Source organism: Glycomyces sp. NPDC021274 (assembly GCF_040641195.1).
GTDB lineage: Bacteria > Actinomycetota > Actinomycetes > Mycobacteriales > Micromonosporaceae > Glycomyces.
The window spans coordinates 1-1887 of the sequence record NZ_JBFADC010000046.1 but is presented as its reverse complement, the minus strand read 5'-3'; the positions used below and the strand labels follow the sequence as shown (position 1 = coordinate 1887).

General features: G+C 66.4%; 2 protein-coding genes. Both read left to right on the top strand.

The window, feature by feature from the left end; translation table 11 throughout:
- Positions 1–43: 43 nt before the first annotated feature.
- Positions 44–712: a PadR family transcriptional regulator gene (locus tag AB0I03_RS26400; RefSeq protein ID WP_073446719.1), complete on the top strand. Its 669-nt coding sequence runs from the start codon at positions 44–46 to the stop codon at positions 710–712.
- 59 nt (positions 713–771) lie between these two features.
- The gene (locus AB0I03_RS26395) at positions 772–1854 is read left to right on the top strand and encodes an inositol-3-phosphate synthase (RefSeq protein WP_073446717.1); all 1083 of its coding nucleotides are present in this window, start codon (positions 772–774) and stop codon (positions 1852–1854) included.
- Positions 1855–1887 lie beyond the last annotated feature (33 nt).

Here is a 1887-nt window from a genome sequence, read left to right as displayed (position 1 = left end):
ATCAGCACGAGATAAAGACTGCACAGGGCCTAGGAGGCGGAGGATGAGCAGGCGTTCGGGGATCCTCGAATTCGCCGTCCTCGGTCTCCTCCGGGAATCCCCGATGCACGGTTACGAGTTGCGGAAGCGGCTCAACACCTCGCTCGGGGTCTTCCGCGCGTTCAGCTACGGCACCCTCTACCCCTGCCTCAAGGCGCTGGTCGCCAACGGCTGGTTGGTGGAGGAAACGCGCGGCGACCCGGAGGATGTTCCCGCCACGGCGCTGACCGGGCGCCGAGCCAAGATCGTCTACCGGCTGACCCCGGAGGGCAAAGAGCACTTCGAAGAACTGCTCAGCCACTCCGGTCCCGATGCCTGGGAGGACGAACACTTCGGTGTCCGCTTCGCGTTCTTCGGCCAGACGTCGCGGGACGTGCGGATGCGCGTGCTGGAAGGCCGCCGCAGTCGGCTGGAGGAGCGCCTGGAAAAAATGCGCACCTCCCTGACCAGGACCCGCGAGCGGCTGGACGACTACACCCTCGAACTGCAGCGGCACGGCATGGAGTCCGTGGAGCGCGAAGTCCGTTGGCTGAACGAGCTCATCGAGAGTGAGCGCGCCGGGCGCGATCAGCGCGCACCGGAAGCTGCAGCGCAGGACGAGCACAACCAGTCAGGAGACACGGGCGGCCCGCCCCGGCACCGGGGCGGTTCCCGGCTGGATCCGTCCGAATGACACCACCACATGAGGCCCTGCCGTGCAGGCCCTCATCGAGATCACAGGGAGCAACCGGAATGGGTTCGGTTCGCGTAGCCATTGTCGGCGTGGGCAACTGCGCCGCCTCGCTGGTACAGGGCGTCGAGTTTTACAAGGACGCCGACCCGGACAGCCGCGTGCCCGGCCTCATGCACGTGCAGTTCGGCGACTACCACGTCCGTGACGTGGAGTTCGTGGCCGCCTTCGACATCGACGCCAAGAAGGTCGGCCTGGACCTCGCGGACGCCATCGGCGCCAGCGAGAACAACACCATCAAGATCTGCGACGTGCCGAACAGCGGTGTCCAGGTCCAGCGCGGCCACACCCTCGACGGGCTGGGCAAGTACTACCGGGAAACGATCGAGGAGTCCTCGGAGGCCCCGGTCGACGTCGTCCAGGTCCTGAAGGACAAGCAGGTCGACGTCCTGGTCTGCTACCTCCCCGTCGGCTCCGAGGACGCGGCGAAGTACTACGCCCAGTGCGCCATCGACGCCAAGGTCGCGTTCGTCAACGCCCTCCCGGTCTTCATCGCCGGCACCAAGGAGTGGGCGGACAAGTTCACTGAGGCCGGCGTGCCGATCGTCGGTGACGACATCAAGTCGCAGGTCGGCGCCACCATCACGCACCGTGTGATGGCCAAGCTCTTCGAGGACCGCGGCGTCATCCTCGACCGCACGATGCAGCTGAACGTCGGCGGCAACATGGACTTCAAGAACATGCTCGAACGCGAGCGCCTGGAGTCCAAGAAGATCTCCAAGACGCAGGCCGTCACCTCCCAGATCCCCGACCGCGAGCTGGGCGAGAAGAACGTCCACATCGGCCCGTCCGACTACGTGGCCTGGCTGGACGACCGCAAGTGGGCCTACGTCCGCCTCGAAGGCCGCGCCTTCGGTGACGTCCCACTGAACCTGGAGTACAAGCTCGAGGTCTGGGACTCCCCGAACTCCGCGGGCGTCATCATCGACGCGCTGCGCGCCGCCAAGATCGCCAAGGACCGCGGCATCGGCGGTCCGATCCTGTCGGCGTCCTCGTACTTCATGAAGTCCCCGCCGGTCCAGTACTTCGACGACGAGGCGCGGGAGAACGTCGAGAAGTTCATCCGCGGCGAGGTCGAGCGCTAACACGCTCCCCGCACCCTCCCTCCGCCGGCCGCC

Coding starts and splice junctions, on each gene's coding strand:
- AB0I03_RS26395 (WP_073446717.1), top strand. CDS start 772: ATGGGTTCGGTTCGCGTAGCCATTGTCGGCGTGGGCAACTGCGCCGCC.
- AB0I03_RS26400 (WP_073446719.1), top strand. CDS start 44: ATGAGCAGGCGTTCGGGGATCCTCGAATTCGCCGTCCTCGGTCTCCTC.